This is a genomic window from Caulobacter sp. CCUG 60055 (genome assembly GCF_022750545.1).
Classification (GTDB): Bacteria; Pseudomonadota; Alphaproteobacteria; order Caulobacterales; family Caulobacteraceae; genus PUIC01.
In genome coordinates, this window is the sequence record NZ_PUIC01000003.1 from 403,715 (window position 1) to 425,014 (window position 21,300).

General features: G+C 69.2%; 25 protein-coding genes. 17 read left to right on the plus strand and 8 right to left on the minus strand.

All coding sequences use genetic code 11. From position 1 onward, the window contains the following. Nucleotides 1–10 precede the first annotated feature (10 nt). On the plus strand, nt 11–820 hold the full coding sequence (gene phnE / locus C5708_RS07080) for a phosphonate ABC transporter, permease protein PhnE (protein WP_242919325.1): 810 nt from the start codon (nt 11–13) through the stop codon (nt 818–820). 10 nt (nt 821–830) lie between these two features. Here the strand turns inward: phnE and C5708_RS07085 are convergent, their stop codons facing one another. Then, a complete protein-coding gene (locus C5708_RS07085; RefSeq protein WP_242919327.1) occupies nt 831–1,925 on the minus strand; it encodes a glycosyltransferase family 1 protein in 1,095 nt (364 codons plus the stop codon). Further along, on the minus strand, nt 1,925–2,749 hold the full coding sequence (locus tag C5708_RS07090; RefSeq protein WP_242919328.1) for a UDP-2,3-diacylglucosamine diphosphatase: 825 nt from the start codon (nt 2,747–2,749) through the stop codon (nt 1,925–1,927). Before C5708_RS07090 ends, C5708_RS07085 begins: the two co-directional genes overlap by 1 nt. 185 nt (nt 2,750–2,934) lie before the next feature. Here C5708_RS07090 and C5708_RS07095 point away from each other — a divergent pair, with 185 nt between their 5' ends. From C5708_RS07095 to mmcB, 4 genes are all read left to right on the plus strand, one after another. Continuing rightward, on the plus strand, nt 2,935–3,591 hold the full coding sequence (locus C5708_RS07095; RefSeq protein ID WP_242919330.1) for a TetR/AcrR family transcriptional regulator: 657 nt from the start codon (nt 2,935–2,937) through the stop codon (nt 3,589–3,591). Nucleotides 3,592–3,759: 168 nt separating this feature from the next. Then, nucleotides 3,760–4,887 (plus strand): ferritin-like domain-containing protein, encoded by a 1,128-nt coding sequence (locus C5708_RS07100; RefSeq protein WP_242919332.1) that lies wholly within the window; start codon nt 3,760–3,762, stop codon nt 4,885–4,887. A gap of 91 nt (nt 4,888–4,978) precedes the next feature. Next, nucleotides 4,979–5,518 carry a lipocalin family protein gene (locus C5708_RS07105; RefSeq protein ID WP_242919334.1) on the plus strand — a complete coding sequence of 180 codons (540 nt, stop codon included), beginning with the start codon at nt 4,979–4,981 and terminating at the stop codon, nt 5,516–5,518. Between the two features lie 75 nt (nt 5,519–5,593). Then, a complete protein-coding gene (gene mmcB / locus C5708_RS07110; protein WP_242919336.1) occupies nt 5,594–6,043 on the plus strand; it encodes a DNA repair putative endonuclease MmcB in 450 nt (149 codons plus the stop codon). 47 nt (nt 6,044–6,090) lie between these two features. Here the strand turns inward: mmcB and C5708_RS07115 are convergent, their stop codons facing one another. Next, entirely contained in the window at nt 6,091–6,648 is a 558-nt protein-coding gene (locus C5708_RS07115; protein ID WP_242919338.1) for an ActR/PrrA/RegA family redox response regulator transcription factor, read from the minus strand. Nucleotides 6,649–6,705: 57 nt separating this feature from the next. Further along, nucleotides 6,706–8,106: an ActS/PrrB/RegB family redox-sensitive histidine kinase gene (locus tag C5708_RS07120; protein ID WP_242919340.1), complete on the minus strand. Its 1,401-nt coding sequence runs from the start codon at nt 8,104–8,106 to the stop codon at nt 6,706–6,708. Here C5708_RS07120 and C5708_RS07125 point away from each other — a divergent pair. Further along, the gene (locus C5708_RS07125; protein WP_242919342.1) at nt 8,105–8,746 is read left to right on the plus strand and encodes an SCO family protein; all 642 of its coding nucleotides are present in this window, start codon (nt 8,105–8,107) and stop codon (nt 8,744–8,746) included. The two genes, C5708_RS07120 and C5708_RS07125, sit on opposite strands and share 2 nt — an antisense overlap. Nucleotides 8,747–8,753: 7 nt before the next feature. On the opposite strand, the gene C5708_RS07130 is transcribed toward C5708_RS07125, so the two are convergent. Continuing rightward, nucleotides 8,754–9,293, minus strand: a complete 540-nt coding sequence (locus C5708_RS07130) for an SRPBCC family protein (protein WP_242919344.1) — start codon at nt 9,291–9,293, stop codon at nt 8,754–8,756. 319 nt (nt 9,294–9,612) lie between these two features. Here C5708_RS07130 and phaZ point away from each other — a divergent pair, with 319 nt between their 5' ends. From phaZ to C5708_RS07150, 4 genes are all read left to right on the plus strand, one after another. Then, entirely contained in the window at nt 9,613–10,866 is a 1,254-nt protein-coding gene (gene phaZ / locus C5708_RS07135; RefSeq protein ID WP_242919346.1) for a polyhydroxyalkanoate depolymerase, read from the plus strand. Between the two features lie 54 nt (nt 10,867–10,920). Further along, on the plus strand, nt 10,921–11,412 hold the full coding sequence (locus C5708_RS07140) for a PaaI family thioesterase (protein WP_242919347.1): 492 nt from the start codon (nt 10,921–10,923) through the stop codon (nt 11,410–11,412). Nucleotides 11,413–11,420: 8 nt separating this feature from the next. After that, complete coding sequence (locus C5708_RS07145) at nt 11,421–11,840, plus strand: PaaI family thioesterase (RefSeq protein ID WP_242919663.1); 420 nt, start codon at nt 11,421–11,423, stop codon at nt 11,838–11,840. Nucleotides 11,841–12,027: 187 nt separating this feature from the next. Continuing rightward, complete coding sequence (locus tag C5708_RS07150; protein ID WP_242919349.1) at nt 12,028–12,330, plus strand: hypothetical protein; 303 nt, start codon at nt 12,028–12,030, stop codon at nt 12,328–12,330. Nucleotides 12,331–12,749: 419 nt separating this feature from the next. On the opposite strand, the gene C5708_RS07155 is transcribed toward C5708_RS07150, so the two are convergent. Further along, nucleotides 12,750–13,661: a histone deacetylase gene (locus tag C5708_RS07155; protein WP_242919351.1), complete on the minus strand. Its 912-nt coding sequence runs from the start codon at nt 13,659–13,661 to the stop codon at nt 12,750–12,752. 113 nt (nt 13,662–13,774) lie between these two features. On the opposite strand from C5708_RS07155, the gene C5708_RS07160 reads away from it, so the two are divergent. From C5708_RS07160 to C5708_RS07170, 3 genes are all read left to right on the plus strand, one after another. Then, the gene (locus tag C5708_RS07160) at nt 13,775–15,433 is read left to right on the plus strand and encodes a lysine--tRNA ligase (RefSeq protein ID WP_242919353.1); all 1,659 of its coding nucleotides are present in this window, start codon (nt 13,775–13,777) and stop codon (nt 15,431–15,433) included. Between the two features lie 89 nt (nt 15,434–15,522). Then, complete coding sequence (locus C5708_RS07165) at nt 15,523–15,753, plus strand: hypothetical protein (RefSeq protein ID WP_242919355.1); 231 nt, start codon at nt 15,523–15,525, stop codon at nt 15,751–15,753. A gap of 133 nt (nt 15,754–15,886) precedes the next feature. After that, complete coding sequence (locus C5708_RS07170; protein ID WP_242919357.1) at nt 15,887–16,249, plus strand: hypothetical protein; 363 nt, start codon at nt 15,887–15,889, stop codon at nt 16,247–16,249. Here the strand turns inward: C5708_RS07170 and C5708_RS07175 are convergent. Next, a complete protein-coding gene (locus C5708_RS07175) occupies nt 16,246–16,680 on the minus strand; it encodes an SRPBCC family protein (RefSeq protein ID WP_242919359.1) in 435 nt (144 codons plus the stop codon). The two genes, C5708_RS07170 and C5708_RS07175, sit on opposite strands and share 4 nt — an antisense overlap. After that, entirely contained in the window at nt 16,677–17,054 is a 378-nt protein-coding gene (locus C5708_RS07180; protein ID WP_242919361.1) for a metalloregulator ArsR/SmtB family transcription factor, read from the minus strand. The genes C5708_RS07175 and C5708_RS07180 overlap by 4 nt, the downstream gene beginning before the upstream one ends. Nucleotides 17,055–17,215: 161 nt before the next feature. On the opposite strand from C5708_RS07180, the gene C5708_RS07185 reads away from it, so the two are divergent. The 4 genes from C5708_RS07185 to C5708_RS07200 all read left to right on the plus strand — a co-directional run bounded on the left by C5708_RS07185 (nt 17,216) and on the right by C5708_RS07200 (nt 21,296). Continuing rightward, nucleotides 17,216–17,722 (plus strand): MerR family DNA-binding transcriptional regulator, encoded by a 507-nt coding sequence (locus C5708_RS07185; RefSeq protein WP_242919363.1) that lies wholly within the window; start codon nt 17,216–17,218, stop codon nt 17,720–17,722. A gap of 39 nt (nt 17,723–17,761) precedes the next feature. Beyond that, nucleotides 17,762–19,552, plus strand: a complete 1,791-nt coding sequence (locus tag C5708_RS07190) for an acyl-CoA dehydrogenase C-terminal domain-containing protein (RefSeq protein ID WP_242919365.1) — start codon at nt 17,762–17,764, stop codon at nt 19,550–19,552. Nucleotides 19,553–19,632: 80 nt separating this feature from the next. After that, complete coding sequence (locus C5708_RS07195; protein ID WP_242919367.1) at nt 19,633–20,796, plus strand: acyl-CoA dehydrogenase family protein; 1,164 nt, start codon at nt 19,633–19,635, stop codon at nt 20,794–20,796. Between the two features lie 23 nt (nt 20,797–20,819). After that, nucleotides 20,820–21,296 carry an OsmC family protein gene (locus C5708_RS07200; RefSeq protein ID WP_242919369.1) on the plus strand — a complete coding sequence of 159 codons (477 nt, stop codon included), beginning with the start codon at nt 20,820–20,822 and terminating at the stop codon, nt 21,294–21,296. Nucleotides 21,297–21,300: the final 4 nt, after the last annotated feature.

Below are 21,300 nucleotides of genomic sequence, written 5' to 3' on the forward strand. Positions count from 1 at the left end.
GGTCGAACGCATGACCGCAGCCCAAACCGCCGGCGCCGTCCCGCCGCCGCCGTCCCGGCCGCTCGGCGACCGCCTGATCGACCTGGTGGTGTGGGGCGGCCTGGCCGTCCTGCTGATCGTCAGCTTCGGCCCGGTCGAGCTCAAGAAGCTGCCGCTGCTGTTCTCCAACTCGCAGAACATGCAGGAGTTCGGACGCTCGTTCCTGCATCCCGACTTCACCAACTGGAAGATCTACATCTCGGCCATGTGGCTGACGATCCAGATCGCCCTGTGGGGCACGCTGCTGGCCATCCTGCTGGCGGTGCCGCTGGGCCTGGCCGCCGCGCGGAACGTCGCCCCGCCGTGGATCCAGCAGCCGGTGCGCCGGGTCCTCGACCTGCTGCGGGCCGTGCCCGACCTGGTGGTCGGCACCATCTTCATCGTCGCCGTGGGCCTGGGGCCGTTCGCCGGGGTGCTGGCCATCGCCGTCAACACCGGCGGGGTGCTGGGCAAGCTGTTCTCCGAGGCGGTCGAGACCATCGACCCGCGCCCGGTCGAGGGCGTGCGCGCCACCGGCGCGGCGCCGTTGCAGGAAGTGGTCTGGGGGGTGATCCCGCAGGTGGCGCCGCTGTGGACCAGCTATGCGCTGTACCGCTTCGAATCCAACTCGCGCTCGGCCACGGTGCTCGGCCTGATCGGCGCCGGCGGCATCGGCCAGCTGCTGTTCGATTCGCTGAACGGCTTCGCCTACAGCCAGACTGCGGCGATCGTCATCGTCATCGTCGCGGCGGTCAGCCTGATCGACCTCTTGTCTCAGGCCATGCGAAGCCGGCTGGTCTGAGCCGGCGGCCCTAGGCCGCCTTGGGGCGGCGGCGCAGGCGGGCCAGCCGGCGCAGGCGTCGCCAGAACCGGGTCTTCTCCGGCTCGGGATAGGGCTGGAGGTTGCGCACGAACTCCTCGGCGCAGGCCCGCCACGAGAACCGCTCGGCGAAGGCCCGCACCGCCTTGCGGTCGATGTCCAGGCAGGCCAGGCACGCCTCGCGCAGGCCGTCCTCGACGGTGGCGGCCAGCACCCCCGCGCCGGAGCCAGGGATGATGTCGATGGGGCCGGGCGCCGGATAGGCGGCCACCGGCACGCCCGCGGCCATGGCCTCCAGGATCACCAGGCCGAAGGTGTCGGTCAGCGACGGGAACACGAACACGTCGGCGCAGCTGAAATGGGCCGCCAGCTCGGCGCCGAACTTGGCCCCTGTGAACACCACGTCCGGGTACTTGGCGATCAGCTCCTCGCGCTGGGGGCCGTCGCCGACGATGACCTTGGTGCCCGGCAGGTCGAGGGCGGCGAAGGCCTCGATGTTCTTCTCGACCGCCACCCGGCCGACGTTCAGCCAGATCGGCCGGGCCATGCCGGCGAACAGGTCCGGCTCTTGCGGCTCGCGGGGCTTGAACACCTGGGTGTCGACGCCGCGCGACCAGGCCGACAGGTTGCGGAACCCGTGGCGCTGCAGCTCGTCGCGCATGGTCGGCGTGGCCACCATCAGCCGGCCCGACGGCTTGTGGAACCAGCGCATGTAGGCGTAGCCCGCCGACAGCGGCAGCGGCAGGCGCGCCGAGACGTATTCCGGGAACCGGGTGTGGTAGCTGGTGGTGAAGGGCAGCTTCCACTCGACGCAGATGCGCCGCGCAGCCAGGCCGATCGGCCCCTCGGTGGCGATGTGGATGGCTTCGGGCTCGAACGACTTGAAGCGTTCCTGCACCGGCTCGTAGGCGCCCACCGCCAGCTTGATCTCGGGATAGGTGGGCAGCGGGAAGGTCTTGAACTGGTCGGGCGAGACGATCTCGACCTCGTGGCCCATGGCGCGCATCTCGGCGACCACGCGCGTCAGGGTGCGGACGACGCCGTTGACCTGGGGCTCCCAGGCGTCGGTGGCCAACAAGATCCGCATCAGGCGACGGCTTCCCCCAGCACCCCTTCGACATCCTCAGCCGGCCGCTTGCGGTCGATCACCGACCACGAGCGCAGCTTGGCCCATTCGAGGATCTCGAACGCGCCGTCGTGATGTTCGACGAGGGCGGTGCAGCTTTCAACCCAGTCGCCGTCGTTGATGTAGGCGATTCCGCCGATGTCGCGCATCTCGGCCTTGTGGATGTGGCCGCAGATCACGCCGTCGACGCCGCGGCGGCGCGCCTCTTCGGCGACCGCGGCTTCGAAGTTCTCGACGAATTGCAGGGCGTTCTTCACCTTCACCTTCAGGTAGGCCGACAGGCTCCAGTAACCGAACCCCATCCGGCGGCGGACGTGGTTGAACACGGTGTTCAGCATCAGGATGGTTCTATAAGACCAGTCGCCCAGGAAGGCGAGCCACTTGGCGTGCTGCACCACCCCGTCGAACTCGTCGCCGTGCATCACCAGGAAGCGGCGGCCGTCGACGGCCTCGTGCACGGCGTCGCGCGCCACCACCACCCCGCCGAAGTGGACGCCGCAGTAGTCGCGGGCGACCTCGTCGTGGTTGCCGGGGATGTAGATCACCTCGCAGCCCTTGCGGGCCAGGCGCAGGATCTTCTGGACCACGTCGTTGTGGGCCTGCGGCCAGTGCCAGCCGCCCTTCAGCTTCCAGCCGTCGATGATGTCGCCGACCAGATAGAGGCGGTCGCACTCCATGTGCCGGATGAAATCCAGCAGCAGCTCGGCCTGGCAGCCGCGCGTGCCCAGGTGGATGTCGGAAACGAAAACGCTGCGATAGCGGCGGACCGGAAAATCGGCGCTCATGCAGGAAATCTCGCTGCGGCGCCGCCCCAATAGGCGCCGGACCGGGGAGCAGTCCCGGCCATAGGCTGATTGCATGTCCCTTTTGTGAAGCTGGGCCCGCGACGGCCGCCGCGGCTGGCGGAGCCGGCGGTTCCCCGCTAAACAGATTCTGCTGCGGCGCAATATGAACGCCGTTTTGGAATCCGATGAACGCAGTTCCCGCCTTTCCGCCCGCGTTGGGGGCTTCCGCCGCCAAGGATACGCCCAAGTCGCTGCGCACCCGCGCGCGCATCCTCGACGCCGCCATGGCCCTGTTCGCGGAGATCGGCTACCACGCCGCCAACAACGCCAAGATCGCCGAGGCCGCCGATCTGACGCGCGGGGCGATGCTCTATCATTTCCCCACCCGCGAGGCCCTGGTCGAGGCCGCCGTCGAGCATATCCAGGCCGCCCGCGCCGCGCTGTTCGGCAAGGCCCAGGAGGACCTGCCGCCCGGCGCCGACGTCACCGAGCACGCCATCGACGTCTATTGGGCCCTGCTGAGCGAGCCGGCCTTCACGGCCTTCGCCGAGCTGGAGTTCGCCGCCCGCACCGACGCCATGGTGCGGACCCGCCTCGGCGAGGCCCAGGCCGCCTTCGACCGCGCCCAGGTCGGCGACCATTTCCTCAAGATGCTGCACGCCGGGGCCGGGCCGCGCTTCCAGGCCAGCCGCGACCTCGCCCGCTTCCTGCTGGAGGGGCTGCACCACGCCAGCCTGACCTACGACGCCGAGGCCCGGCGCGAGCGGCTGCTGGCGGTGATCAAGCGCGCGACCCACATGCTGAACCGCAAGGGCTCGGTGCACGACCTCTGGCCGGACTAGCCCAGGCCGGACCAGCTCCGACCGGCGGGCCGGCTTTCTGCGCGGCCGTCAAAAACGCCCGGTTGGCCGAACATTAAAACGTGACGCCTCCGTCATTTTTGGGTTGACCTGGTGAAAAGCCAGGTTGACAGTGTTCACATTGGGAAACGCCAGTCCGGAGAGGCCGCCGTGACGATCAAGAACATCACCAAGGACGCCATGTATGACGCGGTGGCGCCCGACGACTTCGAGTCGATGCTGGAGCTTGACCGCTACAACAACCGCTCGTCGGCGTTCGACAAGATCATCTCGGCCACGCACGACCACTTCTGGGATCCCCTCGACAAGACCTATATCGACTTCGACGAGCCGTTCGACATCGAGAACGAGCCGCTGGTCCCCGAGGACCTGATCGCCGCCCTGCAGACCGACTACGTGTCGAACCACCTGTCGGACCCCAAGGAGCGCACGCGCTTCATCAACACCATGGTGCTGCACAGCTTCTCGTCGATCCTGCACGGCGAGCAGGGGGCGCTGAACCTGTCGGCCTCGCTATGCCACGTGCTCAAGGACCAGGGCGCGCAGGAATACGCCGCCAACCAGACCCGCGAGGAAGCCCGTCACGTCACGGCCTTCGCCAAGTACATCCGCACCCGCTGGGGCCGGCCCCTCGAATGCGGCCCGGTGCTCAAGGACCTGCTGGTCGAGATCATCGGCGCGCCCGAGGTCTACAAGAAGATCATCGGCATGCAGATGCTGGTCGAAGGCCTGGCCATGGGCGCCTTCGCCACCTTCTTCAACAACATCCGCGACCCGCTCGGCAAGAAGCTGCTGCAGCTGGTGATGACCGACGAGGCCTTCCACCACAAGTTCGGCAAGATCTGGGCCGACCGCACGGTGCCCAAGCTCGACCCGGAAGAGCACGCCATCATCGAGGACTGGGCGGCGCACTGCTTCCAGACCCTGCTGTTCAACCTGGTCTCGCCGACCCAGCAGTACGATCTCTACGCCAGCTTCGGCCTCGATCCCGAAAAGGTCATCGCCGCCTTCCAGGAAGTGATGACCGACGACAAGCGCCGCGAGAACATGCGTGAATCGGCCAACATCTTCCGCGTGCTGGTCAAGACCCTGCTCAACGCCGGCATCATCACCGACCGCACCCGCGCCTTCTACGGCATGTACGTCGACATGGACGAGCTGAAGAACGAGGGCGAGCGCATGGTCGGCGACGACATCGCCGAGGACGGCATCCGCTACCTGCAGGCGATCAACTTCAAGGATCGCGCCGGCGCTCCGGTGAGCATCGCCGCCGAATAATCCGCTGCCGGACAAAATCGGTTATAACGCCCCGCTGGAACCCGGCGGGGCGTTTTTCGTTCGTCACCGGGACGCTGATTTCTGGATTCCGATGACCAAGACGCTCGCCCCCGTACTCGCCGCCGCCGCCGTTCTCGGCCTGGCCGCTCCCGCCCTGGCCGGCGCGCCCCAGCCGGCCAGGCCCGCGCCGCTGTCGTTCTATTCCGGGCGCTGGTACGAGATCGCGCGCTTTCCCAACACCAACCAGCGCGACTGCCAGGCGCCGACCAACGACATCGCTCCCGCCGGCGGCGAGGGCCGCTACGCTCTGATCCAGACCTGCCATCGCGGCGGGCCGACCGGGCCGGCCAAGGTGTTCAAGGGCTCGGGGCGCATCGTGCCGGGCAGCGACAACGCCAAGATGAAGGTCACGTTCTTCGGCCTGATCAGCCAGGAATACTGGGTGCTCGACCATGCCGACGACGACGCCTGGGCGATCTTCGCCACCCCCGGCGGCAACTTCGTCTGGCTGTGGTCGCGCCGGCCGACCATGGAGCCGACCGAGCGCGCCGCGGCCGTCGCCCGCATCCGCGCCCTGGGCTACAACACCGCCCGGCTGGAGTTCCCGGTCCAGGCCCCGCCCTCGGCCTGAGGCTGGCGCGAGGCTGAGGTCGGCGCCCGGCGCGGGCCCGTTGCGTCGCGAACGAAACCTGAACATTATGGCGACATGGACGTCGCCGTCATCCTCGCCTCGCCCTCGCGCCCGCAGACCACCAGCGCGGTGACGCGCGGCGCGGCGCGGCTGTTCGTCGCCCTGGGCTATGCGCCCCTGCTCGAGGTGGTGCTGCCCAACGGCCGCCGGGCCGACATCATGGCCGTGGGCCCGCGCGGCGAGATCGCCATCGCCGAGGTCAAGTCGGGCCTGGAGGATTTCCGCGCCGACCACAAATGGGGCGACTACCGGCCGTTCTGCGACGCGTTCTATTTCGCCGTCGCCCCGGAGTTCCCGCGCGAGATCCTGCCGCTGGACGAGGCGGAGGGGCCGGGGCTGATCGTCGCCGACGCCTTCGGCGGCGCGGTGACGGAGGCGGCTCCCATCGCGCCCCTGGCGCCGGCGCGGCGCAAGGCCCTGACCCTGGCCTTCGCGCGGCTGGCGGCCCAGAGGGCCCTGACCTGACCGCTAAGGCCCGGCCTGGACTGGGAGGCCTCGTTCCCCGGGGCGGCCTATTTCGGCGCGCGCTTGGCCAGTATGCGTTGAAGGGTCCGGCGGTGCATGTTCAGCCGCCGCGCCGTCTCCGAAACATTGTGACCGCACAGCTCGTAGACCCGCTGAATATGCTCCCAGCGCACGCGGTCGGCCGACATCGGATTCTCGGGCGGCGCCGGGGCCGCGCCCCGCTGGGCCAACAGGGCGCCGACCACGTCGTCGGCGTCGGCCGGCTTGGGCAGGTAGTCCACCGCCCCGGCCTTCACCGCCGCCACCGCCGTGGCGATGTTGCCGTAGCCGGTCAGCATCACCACCCGCGCGTCGGGGCGCTGGGCCTTGATGGTCTCGACCACCGACAGGCCGCTGCCGTCGTCGAGCCGCAGGTCGAGCACGGCGAAGGCGGGCGCGGACGCCCGCACCTGTTCGATGGCCTCGGCGACCGTGCCGGTCAGGCGGACCTCGAAGCCGCGCGCCTCCAGGGCCCGGCCCAGGCGCGTGCGCAGGGGCGCGTCGTCGTCGAGCACGATCAAGGTCTTGTCGGGCAAGGCCGCCACAACCGCCGATAAATCTGTCATGTCCGGCCCCGCCTACGGAACGCGAATCGTCCGCCCTCCCGGCAAACGCTCAAGGGATCATGAGGTTGCGCCGGCCCGATCATCAAGCCTGTTCAACGCGGCGACGGGATCGGGGGCCTCGACCGCCGCGCGCGGCCAGCGGGCCGAGACCACGGCCCCGCCGGCGGGGCTGTTGCGGAAGTCGACATGGGCGCCGGTGCGCTCCAGCAGGGTCTTGGCGATGAAGAAGCCCAGGCCCATGCCGATGTGGCCGCTGCGCGAATCCTCGCCGCCCGGCCGGCTGGTGACGTAGGGCTGGCCCAGGCGCAGCAGGATCTCGGGCGAGAAGCCCTTGCCGTCGTCGCGCACCTCGATGACCACCGAGGCGTTGTCGAAGCGGGCGCTGACCAGCACCTCGGAGCGGGCGAAATCGACCGCGTTCTCGACCAGCGAGGTCATGGCGTGCAGCAGTTCGGGCAGGCGGCGGATGTCCGGGGCGTGCGACCCCGGCGCGCCGGTGACCACCGCCTCGACCCGGATCGGCGTGTCGAGGTGCGGCTCGATCACCTCGTGCACCAGCTGCAGCAGGCCCATGCGGGCATGGACCATGTCGTCGGTGTCGGGGGTCTCGGTCAGCCGGCGCAGGATCTCGCGGCAGCGTTCGGTCTGGGAGACCAGCAGCTCGGCGTCCTCGCGCACGGCGCCGTCCTTGGCCTCGCGGGCCAGCTCGCGGGCGACGACGGCGATGGTGGCCAGGGGCGTGCCCAGTTCGTGCGCCGCCGCCGCCGCCAGCCCGCCCAGGGCCGACAGCCGTTGCTCGCGAGCCAGCACCTGGCGGGTGATGTTGAGCGCCAGCTCCATCCGCGCCGATTCCGCGGCGGCCTGGCCGGCGTAGCCGGCGGCCAGCACCAGGCCGGCGGCCAGGCCGATCCCCGAGCCGACCCGATAGATCAGCGGCTGGTCCAGATGCTGTTCGGGCCACCAGGGCAGCGGCATCGACCACACCGTCAGCACCGCGATCGCCGCCAGGGCGACGCCGCACAGGATCACCGCCAGCCGGCGCGGCAGGATGGCCGCCGCCAGGGCGGCCGGCGCGATCATCACCTCGGCGAACGGATTCAGCGCGCCGCCGGTGACGAACAGCAGGGCCGAGATCTGCAGGATGTCGAAGCCGATGTGCAGGCTGGCCTCCTTCGGGCCCGCCTGCCGCTGCAAGGGGCCGGCGAGGGCGAAGAAGGCGTTGAGCAGGCCGCTCATGGCGATCAGCAGCAGGCACCAGGCGTAGGGCACCGAGAAGCCGAGGCCCATGCCGACGGCGACCACGGCCGTCGCCTCGGCCCCCGCCAGCAGCCAGCGGACCATGACCAGGGTGCGCAGGCTGACCCCCGCGCGCTCGCCCGGCTCCCACGCCGGGCCGAGGCCGGCGACGTCTTGCCGCCCGACGGACTCGGGCTTATCCGAAGCGGATGTGAACGCCATGCCGGCGACCATCGTCCAGTTCGTCCCAGGAAGCGAGAGCCCGATGCCGTTCGAGCCGCAATCGACCCGCCGCCCCCTGCTGCTGGCGCTGGGCGGCCTGGCCGTGGCCGGGCTGGCCGCCTGCGGCGAGCGCGCCGCGCCGGCCGGCGAGGCCGCCGTCGGCGGGCCGTTCCGCCTGGTCAACCAGGACGGCAGGGCGGTGGACCAGACGCTGCTGCTCGGCAAATGGAGCGTGGTGTTCTTCGGCTTCACCTTCTGCCCGGACATCTGCCCGGCGACGCTGGCCACCCTCGGCCAGGCCATGGGCCTGCTGGGCCCCAGGGCCAAGGACGTGCAGGTGGTGTTCGTCTCGGTCGATCCCGAGCGCGACACGCCCGCCCAGCTCAAGACCTATCTGTCGAGCCCGGCCTTCCCGCGCAACGCCGTCGGCCTGACCGGCTCGCCCGACCAGGTGGCGGCCGCCGCCAAGGCCTACAAGGCCTACTACCAGAAGAGCGGGACCGGGGCCGACTATTCGGTCGACCACAGCGCCTACGCCTATCTGATGAACCCCAAGGGCCGCTACGACCGCCTGCTGGCCCAGAACCTGACGCCCGAGGAGATCGCCCGCCAGATCTCGGACGCGATGCGCCGGGGCTGAGCGGCGTTCACGGCTCGCTGGCGGCCTTGAGGTTGGCGAGGCCCGCCTCGAAGTCACGGCCGACCAGCCGCTCCATGCCGATGGCCGCGCCGACGATCCTGGCCGGCAGGGGGTAGGGCCCGGACATCGACCATGTCACCCGGGTGGCGCCCTCGCCCTCGGGCTGCAGCCGGAACTCGGCCATGTCGCTGGCCCGCATCGGCTTGACGAAATCGAGGGCGATGACGATCCGGCGCGGCGCCTCGGCCTCGACGATGGCCATGCGTCCGACCCCGGCGCGCCCGTCGCTGCGCCAGGCGTAGGCCGCTCCCGGCCCGCTTTCCGGTCCGCTGTAGTCGCGCGCCATGCCCGGATCGAGGTTTTCGTAGGGGGACCAGGCGCGCCAGCCGCGCAGGTCGTCGATCAGGGCGAAGATCTTCTCGGGCGGGGCCTTGATCAGCGCGGTGCGGCGCACCTCGAACACCGGCGGCCGCGTCGCGGCGAAGGCGACCAGGACGCCGACGGCGACCACCGCCGCGGCCAGCGCGACGACGAGGAGCCTGACCATGACGAACCTTCCTCTCGCGGACCGCCCCGCCGGCGGGCGCGGCGCGGCCGCCTTCCCCGAGGCACGCCCCAAGGACGCTGGTCCGATCGCGGCCCCGACATCCCGGCCGTCGATTTTCGGCTCGCGTTCACGCGGACGATGGGCGCGGGGCTCGGCGAGGCGGCGGACCTGAAATCGATCCCTTAGATTCAACCAGTCGGAGCGCCCCGGCCGTTCGACGATTTGGCGTTGAGCCGCTTGGCCGATAAGTCGCGCCGAATGGCTCCGACCCGGCGCGCCGGGTCTTTGCTGCGGCGCACAATGCGGGTAAGCTGGGGCCATGCTCTACGCCATGCATGAAGCCGCCTACTATGCGACGACCCCGTGGCGGCTGGCCGCGCGGGCGGCGCGCGATTTCTGGAGCTCGCCGATCAACCCGGCCGCCGAGACGCGGACCGGCCGCACGCTGTTCGCCGCCGCCGACCTGTTCGCCAACGTCACCCGCCGCTACGGCAAGCCCGAGTGGAACATCGACCGCACCGTGATCAACGGGCGCGAGGTGCGGGTGCGGCCGACGACGGTGTGGTCCTCGCCCTGGTGCAAGCTGGTCCAGTTCGACCGCGACATGGCCGACATGCGCAACGCAGGGGTGTTCAGCCTCGATCCGGCGGTGCTGATCGTCGCGCCGTTGTCGGGTCACTACGCCACCCTGCTGCGCGGCACGGTGGAGGCGTTCATTCCCGACCACGCGGTGTTCGTCACCGACTGGTCGAACGCCCGCGACGTGCCGATGCTGGACGGGCGCTTCGACTTCCACGACTACATCGACCACATCCGCACCATGCTGGGGGTGATCGGGGCCCGGGCCCACGTGGTCGCCGTCTGCCAGCCGGGGCCGCCGGTGCTGGCCGCCGCCTCGCTGATGGCCGAGGACGGCGATCCCGCCCGCCCGGCCAGCATGACCTTCATGGGCTCGCCGATCGACGCGCGCCTGTCGCCGACGGTGACCAACAAGCTGGCCGAGGCGCGGCCGTTCACCTGGTTCCAGAAGCAGATGATCTACACCGTGCCGCCGCCCTATCCGGGGGCGCTGCGCCGGGTCTATCCGGGCTTCGTCCAGCTCTACAGCTTCATGTCGATGAACGCAGAGCGCCACCAGGAAGCGCACGAGCGCTATTTCCAGGACCTGGTGCAGGGCGACGGCGACAGCGCCGACAAGCACCTCGAATTCTACGACGAATACCTGTCGGTCCTCGACATGACCGAGGAGTTCTACCTCCAGACCATCGACCTGGTGTTCCAGCGCTACGCCCTGCCCAAGGGCGAGCTGGAGCATCGCGGCCGGCCGGTGCGGCCCGAGGCGATCATCGACATCGGCCTGATGACCGTCGAGGGCGAGAACGACGACATCTCCGGCATCGGCCAGACCCAGGCCGCGCACGGCCTGTGCGCCAACATCCCGGCCGCCCTCAAGGAAGACTACATCCAGCCCAAGGTCGGCCACTACGGCGTGTTCAACGGCCGTCGCTTCCGCGAGGAGATCTATCCGCGCGTGCGCGATTTCATCCGGCGCACCGACGGGCCGGCGCGATAGGCGCAAGGACGGCGCCGCTTCCGGCCGGCGCGCGGCGGAGATAGACAGTCGTATATGAGACCCCTCGATTCCATCCGGGCCGTCGGCTCGCAGTTCATCCAGGGCACGCCCCACGCCCACGCCCTGGGCATGGAGCTGGTGTCGGTCGACGCCAACACCGGCACGCTCAAGGTGCCCTATCGCGAGGATCTGGTCGGCGACCCGGACACCGGCGTGTTCGCCGGCGGGGTGGTGACCGCCCTTTTGGACCAGGTCTGCGGCCTGGCGGTGATGGCCTCGATGGAGGAGTTCACCTCGACGGCGACGCTGGACCTGCGCATCGACTACATGCGCGCCGCCCAGCCGGGCAAGGCGGTGTTCGCCACCGCCCATTGCTACAAGGTCACCCGCTCGGTGGCCTTCGTGCGGGCCAGCGCCTACGACGCCGACCCCGCCGACCCGGTGGCCACGGCCCAGGCGGCGTTCATGCTGAACTCGAACGCCGGCCGCAAGCCGGGGGCCAACCTCAAGCCCAGGACGACCCGGCCGTCGGAGGACAAGGCGTGAGCGAGAACGTGGCCAAGGACCAGCTCGAGGCCGTGCTGGCGCGCATTCCCTACGCCCGTTTCCTGGGCGTGCGCGCCGAGCTGGCCGGCGACGAGATGACCGCCATCCTGCCCTACGCCGAACGCCTGATCGGCAATCCCATGCTGCCGGCCATCCACGGCGGCGTGCTGGGGGCGTTCATGGAGATGACCGCCCTGATCCAGGTGTCGATCAGCGAGGGCCAGGCCCGCCAGCCGCGCCCCATCGACGTGTCGATCGAGTACCTGCGGTCGGGCCGGCCGCAGACCACCTTCGCCCGCGCCGAGATCAAGCGGGTGGGGCGGCGGATCGCCAATGTCCATGTCGAGGCCTGGCAGGAGGCGCGGGGCGCGCCCATCGCCTTCCTGCGCGGCCATTTCGCGGTGACGCCCAGGGCCGACGCCGGCTGACCGGCGGCCCGTCGCCGGCGTTTTTGTGCGGCGCAGCAAGAATCCCCTTGCGCCTAACTGAATGATGATTACTTTCGAAGCCGAGTACTGAAGCCAGAGGCGCCGCCCAAGGCGCACGTTACGCGTAAACTGGGGGAAGCGCCCCAGGAGGAGGGTTTTGCAAACCACCTTCTGGGGAGTTCCGAACATGATCCGGACCATCGCCATCGCCGCAGGCCTCGTCGCCCTGGCCACCTCCGCCCAAGCCGCCGAACTGAAGCTGAACCTGGCCGGCAAGGACGCCGCCTCGGCCCACGCCGCCATCGTCCACGCCGCGCACAAGGTCTGCGGCGTCGCTTATCGCGGCGACAGCCTGTCGCCCTACCTCGTGCCGGCCTGCGTGCAGGAGACGGTCGAGAGCACCGTCTCCCAGGTCGGCGACGCCGGCCTGATCGCCTACAACCAGGCTCATCCCCAGGCCGCCCGCAGCCTCAAGCTCGCGGCCCGCTGATCCTGTCTGGACCGCCCCGCCGCGGCGATGTTCGCGGCGGGGCGATTCATGAACTGCAAGTCATCATCTGTCCAAAGCTTCATTTTCTTAAATCGAAGTCATGACAGAGGCTTAAGACGACTTCCCGAATGCACGGGCGTATCTAATCCCCATCGGAAGCGGACGCGGTGTTCGCCCCCGACATCCAAAGGGAGATTGGATATGTACGCCGTGTTGAACACCTTCACCGTCGCCGCCGCCAGCCTGCTGCTGGCCGCTCTGCCGATCGTCGCCCTGACCCAGGCCGCCGCCTGAAGCCGCCCAGCCCAAGGAGACCGATCATGTCCGCCATCCTCAACAACGCCACCGTCGCCGCCGCCAGCCTGCTGCTGGCCGCCCTGCCGATCGTCGCCCTGACCCAGTTCGCCGCCTAAGACCCCTCAATCCGACCGGGCGCGGGCGTCCCGCGCCGCCCGGTGCAGCAGGGCATGCCGGCGGGCCAGCCGGTCGATGTCCGGATCGTACCCGCCGCCGATGACGCAGGCGACGGGGGCGCCGCGGGACAGGCAGGCGTCCAGCACATAGTTGTCGCGGGCCCACAGCCCCTCGTCGGTGAGCGAGAGCCGGCCCAGCCGGTCGTCGCGATGGGGATCGACGCCCGCATTGTAGAAGACCAGATCGGGCCGCACGCTTTCGATCAGGCCGGGCAGCGCATCCGCCAGGGCCGCCAGGTACGGCCCGTCCTCGCATCCGTCGTCCAGCTCCACGTCGAGATCGCTTCTGGCCTTGCGCGCCGGAAAGTTCCTGGCCGCGTGCATCGAAAAGGTGAACACCCGCGCGTCGTCCTCGAAGATGCGCGCCGTGCCGTCGCCCTGGTGCACGTCGAGATCGACCACCAGAACCCGTCCGACGGCGCCTTCGGCCAGCAGGGCGGTCGCCGCCACCGCGACGTCGTTAAACACGCAATAGCCGGCGCCGTGGTCGCGGGCGGCGTGATGGCCGCCGCCGGCGGTGTTGCAGGCCGCGCCTTCCCTGAGAGCCAGCCGTCCGGCCAGCAGCGTGCCGCCGGAGGCCGCCCGCGAGCGTTCCCCCACCGCCGGGGTCACCGCAAAGCCGATGCGCCGCTCGGCCTCCGGGGGCAGGGCGCCGTCCAGCACCTGGCGCACATAGGCCGGGTCGTGCGCCGCGGCGAGCTGGGCGAAGTCGGCCGGCTCGGGTTCGAGAAAGCCGCCCTCGGCGACCAGCCCCTCCTCGACCAGCACCTCGGCCAGGCGCGCGGCCTTGTTCACCGGAAAGCGGCGGCCCGACGCCAGGTCGAGGCGATAGGCCGGGTGGTGGACGACGGAGAGCATGACGTCAGATGTGGCCCGCCGCCGACGCCGCGCCAAGCCCTCGCCCCGGCCCGCGCCCGCCCGCCAGGCCCTTTCCGTTGCCGCGCGGGCCGCTCTCATGTACGGCGTGCGGCATGTTCGAGACCCTTTCCCCCCTCGCCCGCGAGGCCAAGGCCTGGCCTTTCGAGCAGGCGCGCGCGCTGCTGGCCCGTGTCCTGCGCATCCGTCTTTCCGACCAGGAGCGCGACCTCGCCGTCGCCCTGATCGACGGCGGCAAGGCGGACGAGGCGGTGAAAACCCTGCCGGCGTTGCAGGCGCCGGTGGTCTTCGAGACCGGCTATGGGCCGTCGGGCCTGCCGCACATCGGCACCTTCGGCGAGGTGGCGCGCACGACCATGGTCCGCGCGGCGTTCCGCGCCCTGACCGACGACGCGTTCTCGACCCGCCTGATCGCCTTCTCGGACGACATGGACGGCCTGCGCAAGGTCCCGCCCAACGTGCCCAACGGCGAGCTGCTGGCCGAGGACCTCGGCAAGCCCCTGACCGTGGTGCGCGACCCGTTCGGCGAGTACGACAGCTTCGCCGCGCACAACAACGCCCGCCTGCGCGCCTTCCTCGACGGCTTCGGCTTCGAGTACGAGTTCATGTCCTCGACCGCCTGCTACAAGTCGGGCCGGTTCGACGAGGCCCTGCTGACGGCGCTGGCGCGGTTCGACGCCATCCAGAAGATCATGCTGCCGACCCTGGGCGAGGAGCGCCGGGCGACCTACTCGCCGTTCCTGCCGATCAGCCCCAGGACCGGCAAGGTGCTGCAGGTCCCGACCCTGGAGCGCCACGTCGACCGCGGGACCATCGTCTTCGAGGACGAGGACGGGACCCTGACCGAAATTCCGGTCACCGGCGGCCAGGTGAAGATGCAGTGGAAGCCCGACTGGGGCATGCGCTGGACGGCGCTGGGCGTCGATTACGAGATGTCGGGCAAGGACCTGATCGACTCGGTCAAGGCCTCCAACCAGATCTGCAAGGTGCTGGGCGGAACCCCGCCGGAAGGGTTCAACTACGAACTGTTCCTCGACGAGAACAACCAGAAGATCTCCAAGACCAAGGGCAACGGCCTGACCATGGAGGACTGGCTGCGCTACGGCGCGCCGGAAAGCCTGGCCTACTACATGTTCCAGTCGCCGAAGTCGGCCAAGCGGCTGTATTTCGACGTCATCCCCAAGGCCGCCGACGAATATCTGCAGCAGCTCGACGCCTATCCGCGCCAGGAGCCGCAGCAGCAGCTCGGCAATCCGGTGTGGCACGTCCATACCGGCCGCCCGCCGCAGTGGGGCTCGCCGGTGTCGTTCAGCCTGCTGCTCAACGTGGTCTCGGCCGCCAACGCCTCGGACAAGGACATCCTGTGGGGGTTCCTGTCGCGCTACATCCCCGGCGCGACCCCGGAAAGCCAGCCGCTGCTCGATCGGCTGGCGGGCTTCGCCATCAACTATTACGAAGACTTCGTCCGGCCGAACAAGCAGTTCCGCGCCCCGAACGAGCGCGAGCGCGCCGCCATGGAGGACCTGCTGGCGCGACTGAAGGCCCTGCCGGCCGACTGCCAGGACGCCGAGGCGATCCAGAACGAGGTCTACGCCGCCGGCAAGGACGCCGGCTTCGAGCCCCTGCGCGCCTGGTTCCAGGCCCTGTACGAGGTGCTGCTGGGCCAGAGCCAGGGGCCGCGCTTCGGCTCGTTCGCGGCGATCTTCGGCCTCGACCGCACCATAGCCCTGATCGAGGAGAAGCTGGCGGCCTGAGGCCGGCGGGCGTGTTCGTAATCCTGAACGGAAACTGAAGCCGCGGTTAACCGTCGGAAAGCATATCGGAGTCTAAGCTCGCGTCACAATTGACGTTTCAGGTTCCGATCATGGTCTCGATCACCCTCCATCCCTCCGCTCGCCTCGATTACGAACAGCTGATCGACGGTCTGTCGCACGACTTCCCCTCGGCCAGGGTCGAGGCGTCCTGCTGCGAGACCTGGCAGTCCTATCGCGTCGACGTCACCTGCGACGGCCCGCGCGGCGATGCGCTCGACGCCTGGCTGAAGGCCAAATACGGCGACTGCCGGCGGACCTGACGCCAGCTCTGGAGATGTAAGGGATGCCGCCTCGTCTGTCATCGTCGCGATGGCGCTGCTGACCGCCCCCTTTTCGACCCAAGCCCAGACGACGCCGCAAATTTGGGGACGACTTTGGAGCCTCCCGGGCGCCATGAGCGCTGAACCTCGGATCGAAGGAGAGTTCCGTGAGCAGAGCGATCGGCTGGTGTTGCGGTTGGACATTTACAGCCATCGGCATGGGCACGCCGTCCGGTGGGCCGACACCCGAAGCTGTCCGGCGCTCAAGCGACAACTCGACAAGATTCCAACGCTGCTGAAAACCAAGTCGTCGAGATCAGGCATATCTGACGCTGGTGACTATCGGGTGGAAATCGAGAACGCCGTCCCGATCAATGGTCGCTCCGGGTCGATTTCACTAGCGGGCGATGCCGCCAATCCAGTGGCGCGCTGGACCGCCGACCTCATCCAGGCGTCTCTGCCTTGCCTTGCCTACTCGGCGCCAACCGGCTTCTAGCTCACCACCGACGCCAGCCCGTCCAGGATCATCCGCCAGCCCTTGGGCGTGTTCTCGGCGTACTCCGCCAGCACGCCTTCATGGGTCAATGTCAGTTCGCAGCCGCTTCCCGACGGCGCGATGTCGATGGTCACGGTGGTGACCAGGGGCGAATACATCGGCACGGCGAAGGTGAAGACCAGCCGCCGCGGCCGGTCGATCTCCACATACTCCCCGACATGCTCGACATCGACGCCGTCGCGGCGGTCGACGAAGGCGAACCTGCCGCCGACGCGGGGGTCGATCTCGGCGCGCGCCATCCGGCCGGTCGGGGTGGCGAACAGCCATCGGCTGGCGCGCTCGGGGTCGAGCCAGGCGTCGAACACCCGCTCGGGCGCGGCGGCGAAGCGGTGGGCGACGCGGACGGTGACGGTCTTGGCGGCGTCAGTCATGGGGCGGTCTCCGGCGTGACGGTCTGGGCTTGGGCCGGGGCGGCGTCCTCGGCCTGAAGCAGGGCGTCGAGCGCGGACAGGCGCCGGCTCCAAAGGGCGCGCTGGCCCTCGATCCAGGCCGCCGCCGCATCGAGCGGCGCGGGATTGAGCGACAGCAGATGCTCGCGCCCAGCCCGGCGGCGGCGCACCAGTTCGGCGCGTTCCAGCAGGCGGATGTGCTTTGACACCGAATTCAGAGAGATGGCGAACGGCCGCGCCAGTTCGGTGACGCGCGCCTCGCCGGCCGACAGTCGATGCAGGATCGCCCGCCGGGTCGGGTCGGCCAGGGCGGTCATCACCTCGTCGAGGGCGCGGGTCTCGAAGGCGGCCGGCACGGCTATCTCCAATATTCATCCTTAGGGATGAATGTTGGATCGTGGCGAGACCATGTCAATCGCGCACGGGAAGTTGACGGAAAGGAACGCAAGGGGGCTTGCATTGACGTTAACGTAAGGGGCAGGATGCCGGGACAAGAAAGATCATCGGGAGAGCCGTCATGCCCAGCGAATTCAGGCCTAGCGACTTCAGGCCCAACGACTTCAGGCGTCCGGAACGCACGTTCACGATCCGCCAGCTGTGCACGGAGTTCAAAGTCACCCCCCGCGCCCTGCGCTTCTATGAGGACAAGGGCCTGCTGAGCCCGGCGCGCGAGGGGCTGAACCGGGTCTACAACCACCGCGACCGCGCCCGGCTGGTGCTGATCCTGCGCGGCAAGCGGGTCGGGCTGTCCCTGGCGGAAATTCGCGATATCCTAGAGCTTTACAACGAAGACGAGAGCAACGCCTCGCAGACCGCCCTGTCGCTGCGCAAGTTCAAGGAGCGGCTGGCGGCCCTGGAGGCGCAGCGCGAGGACATCGACGAGGCCATCGAAACCCTGCGCGAAGCGGTGGCCAAGATGGAGAAGCAGCTGGCCGAGGTCCGCCCCGACCTGCTGCCCCGCGCCGACGCCTACGACACCATGCTCCGCGCCCGTCTCGACGGCGTGCACGGGGCGGCCGAATAACCGAACCGCCCCCGAGCGGGCCATCCCACCAGGAGCTCCATGTCCTACCAAGCCCCCGTCCGCGACCAGATGTTCGTGCTCAAGGACGTCCTTGAGATCGACAAGTACGCCAACCTGCCCGGCTTCGCCGACGCCTCGCTCGACGTGGTCGAACAGATCCTGACCGAGGGCGCGAAGTTCTGCGAGGAGGTCCTGGCCCCGCTCAACCACGTCGGCGACAAGGAAGGCTGCCGGTGGTTCCCCGACAACACCGTCAAGACCCCGACCGGGTTCAAGGCGGCCTGGGACGCCATGGTCGCCGCCGGCTGGCCGGCCCTGGGCTCTGAGCCCGAATACGGCGGCCAGGGCCTGCCGCGCGTGGTCAGCATCGCCTACAGCGAGATGAGCAGCTCGGCCAACATGGCCTTCTCGATGTATCCGGGCCTGACCCACGGCAACTACTCGGCCATCCTGGTCGGCGGCTCGGACGAGCAGAAGGCGCTCTATCTGCCCAAGCTGGCCACCGCCGAGTGGGGCGGCACCATGAACCTGACCGAGCCGCATTGCGGCACGGACCTCGGCCTTCTGCGCACCAAGGCGGTTCCGCAGGCCGACGGCAGCTATCGCATCACCGGCCAGAAGATCTGGATCTCGGGCGGCGAGCACGACCTGGCCGAGAACATCGTCCACCTGGTGCTGGCCCGCATCGAGGGCGCGCCCGCCGGGGTGAAGGGCATCAGCCTGTTCATCGTGCCGAAGTTCATTCCGAACGCGGACGGAACGCTCGGCCCGCGCAACGAAGGGGTGAAGTGCGCCGGCCTCGAAGAGAAGATGGGCATCCACGGCAACGCCACCTGCGTGATGTCGTACGAGGACGCCCAGGGCTGGCTGATCGGCGAGGAGAACGCCGGCCTGAAGCTGATGTTCGTGATGATGAACGAGGCCCGCCTCGGCGTCGGCCTGCAGGGCCTGGCCCAGGGCGAGGCCGCCTACCAGGCCGCCGCCGCCTTCGCCAAGGACCGCCTGCAGGGCCGTTCGCTGACCGGCCCCAAGAACCCCGACGGCCCGGCCGACCCGATCATCGTCCATCCGGACGTGCGCCGCATGCTGATGGACAGCCGCGCCATCCTGGAGGGCGGCCGCGCCTTCCTGCTGTGGACCGGCCTGCACGGCGACCTGATGCACCTGAGCCCCGACGAGGCCCAGCGCCAGAAGTCGTCGGACTATATGGGCCTGATGACGCCGGTGCTGAAGGGCTACCTGACCGACAAGGGCTTCAAGATCGCCTCGGACGCCATGCAGGTGCACGGCGGCTCGGGCTACACCGAGCACTTCCCGGCCAGCCAGTACCTGCGCGACGTGCGCATCGCCCTGATCTACGAGGGGACCAACGGCATCCAGGCCCTGGACCTGGTCGGCCGCAAGCTGGCCGCCAACGGCGGCCGGGCGGTGATGAGCTTCTTCGCCGAGGTCGACCAGTTCGTCGGCGAGCACGAGGCCGACGCCGAACTGAAGCCGTTCGTCGAGGGCCTGACCGAGGCCAAGGCCAAGCTGCAGGAAGCCACCATGTGGCTGATGCAGAACGGCCTGGCCAATCCTGACAACGCCGGCGCGGCCTCGACCGACTACATGCACCTCTTCGGCATCACCGGCCTGACCTACATGTGGGCGCTGATCGCCAAGACGGCCCAGGCCAAGATCGCGGCCGGCGACGCCGACCCGCTCTATCGCAACAAGCTGACGGTGGGGCGCTATTTCCTCGAGCGCATCCTGCCGGAAGCCGGTTCGCACCTGGCCAAGCTGAAGACCGGCTCGGCCACGATGATGGCCCTGGAGGCCGACGCCTTCTGATTCCGGCCGCAGGGCGGGGCCGCCGCCCCGCCCTGCGGTCCCAGAGTTTTAAAAGACAAGAGTTCGGGAGCGTTGCGCGGATGGGCGTGCTGAATGTCGAGAAGCCGGCCTTCATGGCCGAGGAGGACCTCAACATCTTCGAGGAGGCCGTCGGCCGGTTTTTCGACGAGCACGCCCCGGAGCAGCGCACCGCCAAGTGGCGCGAGGACGGCGTCGTCGAGCGGGCCATGTGGACCGAGGCCGCCGAGGCCGGCCTGTCGTGCCTGTCGATCCCCGAGGAATACGGCGGCATGGGCGGCGACTACCGCCACGAGGTCGTGCTGATGGAGCAGCTGGGCAAGAAGGGCGTCGACGGCTTCGGCCTGTCTTTGCACAACGCCATCGTCGCCCACTACATCCTGCAATACGGCTCCGAGGAGCAGAAGCGCCGCTGGCTGCCGCGCATGGCCACCTGCGAGCTGGTCAGCGCCATCGCCATGACCGAGCCGGGGGCCGGCTCGGACCTGCAGGGCGTGCGCACCACCGCCCGCCTGGACGGAAACCAGTACGTCATCAACGGCAGCAAGACCTTCATCACCAACGGCCAGACCGCCAACCTGATCGTCGTCGTCGCCAAGACCGACCCGGCCCAGGGCGCGCGCGGCACCTCGCTGCTGGTGGTCGAGACCGACGGGGCCGAGGGCTTCGAGCGCGGCCGCAACCTCGACAAGCTGGGCCAGGAGGCGGCCGACACCTCCGAGCTGTTCTTCAACGACGTGCGCGTGCCGACCGCCAACCTCCTGGGCGGCGACGAGGGCCAGGGCTTCTTCCAGCTGATGGGCCAGCTGCCGCAGGAGCGCCTGAACATCGCCGTCCAGGCCATCGCCCAGATCGAGCGGGCGCTGGCCTTGACCATCGACTACGTCAAGCAGCGCCAGGCGTTCGGCAAGAAGATCATCGACTTCCAGAACACCCAGTTCGTGCTGGCCGAATGCAAGACCGAGGCGACCGTGGCCCGCGTCTTCGTCAACCACTGCATCGAGCAGCACCTGGCCGGCAAGCTGGACGCCGCCACCGCCTCGATGGCCAAGTACTGGCTGACCGACCTCGAGAACAAGATCATCGACCGCTGCCTGCAGCTGTTCGGCGGCTTCGGCTACATGAACGAGTATCCGATCTCGCGCATGTATCGCGACAGCCGGGTCCAGCGCATCTATGGCGGCGCCAACGAGATCATGAAGGTCCTGATCGCCAGGACCCTTTGACCCCAGCCCGCGAGCACCCAGCCATGTCCATCTGCAACGCGGTCGTCGACTGGAGCCTCGGAGAGGGAAAGTTCCTCGCCGGCCGCTATAGCCGCGCGCATCAGCTGTCCTTCGACGGCGGCGCGGTGCTGGCCGGTTCGTCCTCGCCCGCGGTGGTGCCCGCGCCCTGGTCCGACCCGGCCGGCGTCGATCCCGAGGAGATGTTCGTCGCCTCGCTGTCGAGCTGCCACATGCTGTGGTTCCTCGACTACGCCCGCCGCGCCAAGCTGGCGGTCGCCGCCTATCGCGACCAGGCCGAGGGCGTGATGGAGAAGGACGCCGACGGCCGGGTCGCCATAACCCGCGTCACCCTGCGTCCCGCGGCCCGTTTCACCGGAAGACAGCCCGACGCGTCGGAACTAGAGGCCCTGCACCACGCGGCCCACGACGCCTGTTTCATCGCCAATTCGGTCAAGACCCAAGTCACGGTCGAACCGATCCTTTCCCCCGAGGAGGTCTAATCCC